Origin of the sequence: Burkholderia sp. AU45251, assembly GCF_030482905.1 — a bacterium.
In the GTDB taxonomy this organism is placed as follows: domain Bacteria; phylum Pseudomonadota; class Gammaproteobacteria; order Burkholderiales; family Burkholderiaceae; genus Burkholderia; species Burkholderia aenigmatica.
Genome location: NZ_JAUJQH010000026.1, coordinates 107,845 through 114,762, shown reverse-complemented (window position 1 = coordinate 114,762; position 6,918 = coordinate 107,845). Strand labels below are relative to the sequence as shown.

The window sequence follows — 6,918 nt, the reverse complement described above, 5'->3', positions numbered from 1 at the left end:
CGCCACACCAGAGCATTGACGAGCCATTCTGAAACGACAACGGGAGCTTCATCGCTCCCGTTTTACTTCGTCCCTCGAACATCATTTATGTTGCTCATTGCCCCATCGATTTACGTGCTCACGCTCACCCAGCTCGGCGCGCGCCAATTCCCACCAGTCGTCAAACGGGTCGGTATCCGGGTTGCAGCCGACGGCATAGGCCAGCAGCTTCACGCGGCCATCGGTACGGCGCTCTCCCTGCTCGGCGAGGAAGTACACGCCCTGGTCCTTGGCGAGGACGACGCGGCATTGGTTGGCAACGGCCTCGGCCAGCACGGGGCGCAGGTCGGAACCTTTGAATCGCAGTGACATGGTTGATCTCCTGAAGAAAAAGGCCCTCCACCCGAATGGATGGAAGGCCTATGGGGGCAAGTCGCCGGTAGGCTGCGATCAGCCGTAGCGCCGCTTGGTTGCCTTGGCGTCGATGACGCTCACGTCGATCAGGCGCCAGTGCCCGTCGTCGATAAGCCGCTCCAGCACTTCACCGAGCATGTCGAAATACACCTCGTCGTGCCGATCGACCAGTTCGCCGTCGCGGCGCAGTTCCACCGCGTAGGTGTCGCCGCCGCGGTCGTAGAGGATCGTCACCTGGCCCTCGAACTTCGCGGTCGAAACCATGAAGCTGATCGCCGGGGGTGTCTCGATGATCTTGGACGGCTTCGGATCGACCCAGGTGAAGTCGCGGGCACCCGCATCGACCAGCATGTGGGTGATGCGCCGGAACCCGTCGGGAGCCGGCATTTCCTCCAACTGCTGGATGAGCTGCCCCAGTTCCATGCACTGCGGCTCGGGGATGGGCAGCTTGGCAGGCGCGGAGCCGAGGATGTGCCTGGTGATGGTGTAGGGAACACCGTCCGCGGTCTTCTCGGTGATCACTTCCGGGGTGTCCGCGCGCAGGCCGTCGAAGCGGCGGCGGGCATACGGTTGGACATGCACCTTGGCGCCTTCGCTGGGAACGGTGGTCATCAGGTGGGGATCGAGCACCGCGAACTCGCTGGGCTTGAGCTTGACGACGATGGCGTCGTCGTTGGCCGCGACCACCTTGCCGTCGAAGGGCTTGGGATCGATGGCGAAGCCCAGCGTTGAGGACTGCGGCTGATCATCGAACACGCGGTACTTGAACGACCGCACGTTGCGGGGCACATGGCCTGCGACAAGCGAAGGCATCATGGATTTGATGAGGGAACGGTCCATGGGAATCTCCTTGAGGAAAAACAAGGGATTCCCCGCCCGCAAGGGAGAGGTCCCTTGTGGGTGGATGGACGCGGTGCGTCCGTGGGAAGAAACGACCAGCACGGCTTCCCGTGCTTGCAGCCTCGAAGGCCTCGGCTGCCTGGGCATGTGTCGGCAACGCCGACGAACATTGGGCAAGGATGGCCCTGGGCCGGGCTACCCGCTCACATGAAACGGCACTGCGCCGCACCCGGTTTCCTGCGCTGCGGACAAGAAAAAGCCCCTCGGAAGGGGCTTGGGGGGTCAGGCTTCGTACACGAAGTAGTGCTCGCGCTGACGCGGGAAGAAAACGTGCTTCCACGTGTCGCCGCTGGTGTTGCCACCGTCGAACACGACCATTTCGTAGTCGTCGATGTCGGTGTCAACCAGGTCGGCGCTGGCGATATGGCGCATGTGCAGCGTGCCACGCATGCGCTCGAATACCAGGATCTGGCCGATGGCGTCGTCCTGGCTCATGGCATTGACGCAGGCTCCGAGTTGGTGCTCGAAGTCGGGTACGCGCGAGATGAGATCGGGGAACATGAGGGTGCTCCTATGAAAATGGACCAGCCCGGCTCCTGGCGAGGAGTCGGGCCGGCTTGGGGGAGACAAAGAGGAAGGCCGGTGCGTGGCGAGGCTGCTAGGACTCGACCAGCGGCAGGCCCAGCAGCACGGGAGCGTCGGCGTCGAGGATCAGGATGCGAACATCGGCCTGGCCAGCCAGTTCAAGGATGTTCGCCAGGTCGTCCGGCATGCCTTTGTTGCGGTGCTCCTGCCGAAGCTGCTCTGCGCTGATGCCCTCGGCGTGCTCCAGGTTCTGGTCCGTCCAGGGCGTGGAGATCAGCTTGACGCCAATCGCCGGGCTGTACGGAACCCGGAACGCGATGAACAGAAAGGCCTCCGGCGTGGCGAGGTCAGCCAAGTTGGCGAGGTACTGGCCGGTTTCCTGGCTGATGTGTGCGGTGCTGATTTCCCAGCAACGGCTGTAATAGCCGGTCTCGAAACTCAGGCGCTGCACGACTTCCCGCGCGGCCTCGGCCGAATAGGCGTCGCCGACGTGAACGGGGCGGCCGTCGAAGTCGTCGCCATGGATGGCATAGACCACGCCACCGATCACGCCTTCGCTACTGACGCCTTCACCGGCATCGCATTCGGCCAGCACCTCGGCACTCACGGGTTCGGAGCCGTTACTGACCACCGCGAAATCGCTGGTGACGATGCAGGAGGATGAAACCAATGCCTCGTCGGAGAAGTGCTGCTGGCTCGCGTGGATGTTTCTCCAGACATGCGGGCTTCCGTCCTCGTAGCTGATGCACAGCGTGCGGACGATTTTCAGATTCCAGTAGCCACGGAGAAAGGGATTGGGTTTCTGGGACATGGGAACACTCCAGATTGAATAATGGAGCCAATTCCCGCCACCGGGAATTGGACCCGGTGGGTTGAAAGGGGAAAATGCGTCAGACGGCGCTGATCGTTGGCATCTGGGCCAGCCGTTCGGCGACGCGATGGCGCACAGTCAGGCGGAACTGTTCGTCGTTGATGCCTGCGAGCAGGTTGGCGACCTCCAGCGCGATCAACGCCGAGGCCTCTTCGATGTCGGCGGCCAGGATCGTCTTGCGCAGTTGGTCGCCGAGTTGGAGCGCCTGCGAGGACGTTCGGAAGACCTGGATCTCGCGGCTCAGGTAGCAGCCATCGCCGCCGAACTCGAACAACCTAGGCCTGCTGCAATACCAGCAGCCCTCGAACTGGATGGCGCTCAGGTGATGGCCGTCATCGAAGCAGGAGGAGATCAGAAGCAAGGCTTCCAGGTCGGCGCTGTCCTCGAACTTGTGGTGCTCGATCAGGTTCTCCAGCTCCCCGTCCTGCTCGGCACCGAAGTGCGCGGCCAGCCGTTCGAGCAGAGGCGGAATCGACAACTCTTCGTCGTCGGGCATGGGGATGCCGATTTGTGCGGCCAGGCCTTCCAGGCCGTCCAACACATCCGTCCAGCGCGGATCATTGGTCTCGGCGATTTGAGCGATGTAGGCCTGCCCGTTGCCGGGATGGTCTTCGTCCAGCGCGAAGGCGCCGAACAGCGCCTTGATGACGGGGGTGACACGCTCTAGCACGAGAACGCCCGTGCCTTCGTAGTAGTTGTTCGCCATGCTGGCTCCTTTCGAGAAGTGAGCGAAGCCAGTCCATGCGGACGATGGCATCCGCAGGGTGATGGAGAAGAAATTGAGGGACATGGCCTTGTGGGGGCATGTCCCTCTCGGGGGGAACGAAAAACAGCGGTGTGCCGGCGACCGGCTCACCAACCGCTGTAGTTCACGAGCAGGTCGGCGATGACCTTGCGGCGTTGCAGGTCGAGACCGTCGAAGTCCGACAGCCCGTGGAAGTGGCAGCGCTTGAGCATGGCACCGCCCTCACGCGCGTTGTAGAAGCTGACCATGGCGGACAGGAACATGCGTTCGCCGCTGCTCAGGACGCCGAGGGCGTCGTTGAGCTGCAGCATGTTGGGACGCAGATCCCACTTGCTCTTGGCCTGGTTCAGACCTTCACGGGTGCCGTCGCCGAACCACTCGGGGCCAGCAATCTCGACGCCGCGCTTCCATGCCTCGAAAAAGGCTTGGGGCGCGGCAGCGAAATGCTGTTCTTCCCGCATGATCTGATCGACGACTTCCCGCGGCAGTAGCTGGTTCATGACGTGATTCCTCCAGTTGGATCAGGGAATGGCGAGCTGGGACCAGCCGCCTCTTTCGAGGGCACGTTGACCCGCGGCATAGCTGCGGAAGTACTCGTGGGATTCCCGCGAAACGGGGCCTTCGGTGTCGCGCGTGCCGATGTAGTGGCCGGCGGCGCTTTGCAGGACTTCGAGCGGCAGGAACTTGCCGCAGTAGGTCAGGGCCAGTTGGCCGAAAGAGGCTTGCTGGGACATGGACGGGCTCCTTGGAAAAGCGGGGCCTCGTCCCTCACGGGATGGCAGCTCCCGCACGCGGTTGATAAAAAGCATCGACGTCACGCGGACGCGCGTCCGCAGACTTGATGCGATGCGGACTGGTGGGCAACGCGGGATAGACCCGCGGCAGCCTGGAACCCTGGCTGCTGGCATGTGCTGACGAATCAGCGAACATGCGGGCAGCTTCGTGCGCGGGCCGCGTCGTGTCAGTTGGAAAACGGCATTCGGCCCAGCCCCGATTGATGGGCGCCGGAAGAAAAAACCCCGCACGAGTGCGGGGCTGTCAGGAGGTTGTTTCGGCGCTGGGTCAGGCGGGCTTGTCGCCCAGGACATGCTGCTTCCACAGGTCGAATGCCTGCTCGGGCGGAAGCTCGGCGAGGATGACGATGGGCTGGGCCTGCCGGGTGCGCAGCGAAGCGAAGTACGCCTTGCGGTCGGCGATGGCCTTGAGCTTGATGCCCTTGATGAACAGCAGTTTGCCGTCCTTGATGAACAGCACCTTGTTGCCGATATCGCGGTTGAACGCGGCTCGCACTTTGCGTTCCGCGTGCGTGGCATCGGCCAGTTCATCGACCAGAAAGTCGAGCGTCATGTCGATGTAGTGAAGGTCTTCACCCTCCTGCCCGAGGTCGAGCGGCGCGGGGGGCAGGCCCTTGGCGAAGGCTTCAGCCTGCGCCAACAGCGCCGCCTTGCCGTTGAGCGCGTGGAGGAACGTCGAGCCGCCGTGGCCGTCGTTGCGGGCCTCGGCGATGGGAGTGCCGTCGAACACGACGGTGGCGGTGAAGCACAGCGTTTCCTCGCTGGCGAAGTCGGCCACCTTGAGGTTCTTCAGCGTGATGCGGTCTTGCTTGGTGATGTTGTCCATGGGAAGTCCTGAAATCGACCGGGTGGCGACATGCCCCTGACGGGACGTGGCGGCCATCCCGTGGGTTGGAGAAATGAGGCATCGATGCCCCGGTGGGCAGCGTTCGCCGGTGAGATGCCGAGGCGAACTGGCGGGTGGCGTGGGCGGAACCCACGGCAGCCTTGACACCCTAGCTGCTGGCTGCTGCCGAACCATCGGCAATGCAGGAGGGAGAATGGCGCGGCCCGCACGCTGCGTCGCCGATCAATCCGAAGCGGTCGATCCCGTCTTGTGCAGACACTGCACCAGGCGCTGGCCCAGCCATGCCATGCACGGGACGGCCATGGAGTTGCCGATTGCTTTGTAGCGTGGAGCATCCGCGGCGGGCTTGCCGCGGTACGGGATCAGCGTGTAGTCGTCTGGCATGCCTTGCAGCCGTTCGCACTCCACGGGCATCAATCGCCGCACCCGCCAGTGCGACCAATCGCCGGGGCCAGGGTCGTTCCAGTCGTAGTGGAAATGCGCCTCGAAGTCGGGAGCCAGCACATGGGGCTTGTCCGCGCCGCCGCCACTGGTGCGCAGTGCGGCCGCTACGCTGCCGCCCAGCTCGGCGACAAGGCCCTGCTCGCGGCCGCGCAGGGACACGCAGGCCACCATTGGTACACCGTAGCCCGGCTTGCCGCTGGACAGGACGGTGCAAGCCACCTGCCCATGGCCGGACTCGAAGCGCACTTCACCGCGGTTGTTCTGCGCGAAGGCGATGGCGGGCACGACGCCGGCGTTCGCATGGCTGGTGCGATGCCCGCCAGCGCGCAGCGTCGGCGTCAGGTCGAGGGTGGCATCGGCACCGCTGCCCTGGGCGGTGAAGGCGATGATCGGAACGCCCTTGCCGGTGCCGTCCTCGCTGCTGCCCTTGCCGTTGTTGGCGGTGTCGAGGGTGTGGGCGATGCTGCCGGCGACCGACTGCACCATGAACGTCTCGGTGCGGATGTCGTGCTTGGGGCCTGCGGCCATCAGGCATGCGGCCACATCGACGGGGCCGGTGCCGCCGCTGAACCCGAACGTCGTGGTGACCTTGCCGTAGGGCTGCTTCAGTCCTGCGAATCCTGCAAGTCCTGCGCATGCGCCTGCTGCTTCAGCACCCGGTCCAGCATCGTGGGCAGCTTCTTGCCACGGCGCGCGGCCCGCACAAGAATCCCCGAGCAGGCCTGCGCGCTCAAAAAGTACTTCTGCGGGATCGAGGTCATCTCCACCACTTGCCACAAGAAACACGCGCTTGCGGCGTTGGGCGACACCGAAATATTGAGCATCGAGCACGCGCCAGGCGATGCGGCGGTGGGGTCCAGACACACAACCAGCGTGCGCCCACCGATCCCCTGGCGGCTGGAGCGCACGGCTTTCTCCGGCCAGTGCCCCCAGGAAATGCCCGAAGGCATTGCTGCGGTCGTTGAGGACGCCGGGGACGTTTTCCCAGACGAGCGTGGCCGCCGGGCGGCGGTCTTGTTGGCGGGTTTGGTCGATGGCATTGGCAAGCTCCACATAGGCAAGGGAAAGGGCTCCGCGCGGATCATCCAGCCCGCGACGGCTACCTGCAACGCTGAACGACTGGCACGGCGTGCCGCCGACCAGGATGTCGGGCGCCGGCACGGTGCCGGCGCGCACCTGGCGGGCGATCGCGGTCATGTCGCCCAGGTTGGGCACGCGGGGGTAGCGGTGGGCGAGCACGGCGCTCGGGAACGGCTCGATCTCGGCGAACCACGCGGCTTCGAGGCCGAGGGGTTGCCAGGCGAGGCTCACGGCCTCGATGCCGCTGCACACGCTGCCGTACAGCAGTGGCGCGGCCTGGGGCGCACCGCGTGGGGTGCGAGGTTGCGGATTCATGTCG

8 protein-coding genes and 1 pseudogene are annotated in these 6,918 nt (G+C 64.5%); all 9 read right to left on the bottom strand.

Features of this window, described 5'->3' with window-relative positions:
• Positions 1 to 126: 126 nt before the first annotated feature.
• Positions 127 to 351: pseudogene (locus QZM67_RS33220) on the bottom strand (DUF3085 domain-containing protein); the annotation flags it as partial.
• Between the two features lie 78 nt (positions 352 to 429).
• Entirely contained in the window at positions 430 to 1,233 is an 804-nt protein-coding gene (locus tag QZM67_RS33215; protein WP_034032936.1) for a hypothetical protein, read from the bottom strand.
• Positions 1,234 to 1,515: 282 nt separating this feature from the next.
• Complete coding sequence (locus QZM67_RS33210; protein ID WP_034032937.1) at positions 1,516 to 1,794, bottom strand: hypothetical protein; 279 nt, start codon at positions 1,792 to 1,794, stop codon at positions 1,516 to 1,518.
• A gap of 97 nt (positions 1,795 to 1,891) precedes the next feature.
• The gene (locus tag QZM67_RS33205) at positions 1,892 to 2,629 is read right to left on the bottom strand and encodes a hypothetical protein (RefSeq protein WP_034032938.1); all 738 of its coding nucleotides are present in this window, start codon (positions 2,627 to 2,629) and stop codon (positions 1,892 to 1,894) included.
• A gap of 79 nt (positions 2,630 to 2,708) precedes the next feature.
• Positions 2,709 to 3,395 (bottom strand): hypothetical protein, encoded by a 687-nt coding sequence (locus QZM67_RS33200; protein ID WP_034032939.1) that lies wholly within the window; start codon positions 3,393 to 3,395, stop codon positions 2,709 to 2,711.
• Positions 3,396 to 3,541: 146 nt separating this feature from the next.
• The gene (locus QZM67_RS33195) at positions 3,542 to 3,934 is read right to left on the bottom strand and encodes a hypothetical protein (RefSeq protein WP_034032941.1); all 393 of its coding nucleotides are present in this window, start codon (positions 3,932 to 3,934) and stop codon (positions 3,542 to 3,544) included.
• Between the two features lie 21 nt (positions 3,935 to 3,955).
• Positions 3,956 to 4,168, bottom strand: coding sequence for a hypothetical protein (locus tag QZM67_RS33190; RefSeq protein ID WP_034032944.1), 213 nt, complete (start codon positions 4,166 to 4,168; stop codon positions 3,956 to 3,958).
• A 328-nt stretch (positions 4,169 to 4,496) separates the two neighbouring features.
• Positions 4,497 to 5,054: a hypothetical protein gene (locus QZM67_RS33185; RefSeq protein ID WP_034032945.1), complete on the bottom strand. Its 558-nt coding sequence runs from the start codon at positions 5,052 to 5,054 to the stop codon at positions 4,497 to 4,499.
• Between the two features lie 243 nt (positions 5,055 to 5,297).
• Complete coding sequence (locus tag QZM67_RS33180) at positions 5,298 to 6,914, bottom strand: DNA cytosine methyltransferase (RefSeq protein WP_034032946.1); 1,617 nt, start codon at positions 6,912 to 6,914, stop codon at positions 5,298 to 5,300.
• Between the last annotated feature and the right edge of the window lie 4 nt (positions 6,915 to 6,918).

What these genes read in the sequence shown, in the direction of transcription:
- QZM67_RS33200 (WP_034032939.1), bottom strand. Translation starts at nt 3,395, where the DNA reads ATGGCGAACAACTACTACGAAGGCACGGGCGTTCTCGTGCTAGAGCGT.
- QZM67_RS33210 (WP_034032937.1), bottom strand. Translation starts at nt 1,794, where the DNA reads ATGTTCCCCGATCTCATCTCGCGCGTACCCGACTTCGAGCACCAACTC.
- QZM67_RS33180 (WP_034032946.1), bottom strand. Translation starts at nt 6,914, where the DNA reads ATGAATCCGCAACCTCGCACCCCACGCGGTGCGCCCCAGGCCGCGCCA.
- QZM67_RS33190 (WP_034032944.1), bottom strand. Translation starts at nt 4,168, where the DNA reads ATGTCCCAGCAAGCCTCTTTCGGCCAACTGGCCCTGACCTACTGCGGC.
- QZM67_RS33195 (WP_034032941.1), bottom strand. Translation starts at nt 3,934, where the DNA reads ATGAACCAGCTACTGCCGCGGGAAGTCGTCGATCAGATCATGCGGGAA.
- QZM67_RS33215 (WP_034032936.1), bottom strand. Translation starts at nt 1,233, where the DNA reads ATGGACCGTTCCCTCATCAAATCCATGATGCCTTCGCTTGTCGCAGGC.
- QZM67_RS33205 (WP_034032938.1), bottom strand. Translation starts at nt 2,629, where the DNA reads ATGTCCCAGAAACCCAATCCCTTTCTCCGTGGCTACTGGAATCTGAAA.
- QZM67_RS33185 (WP_034032945.1), bottom strand. Translation starts at nt 5,054, where the DNA reads ATGGACAACATCACCAAGCAAGACCGCATCACGCTGAAGAACCTCAAG.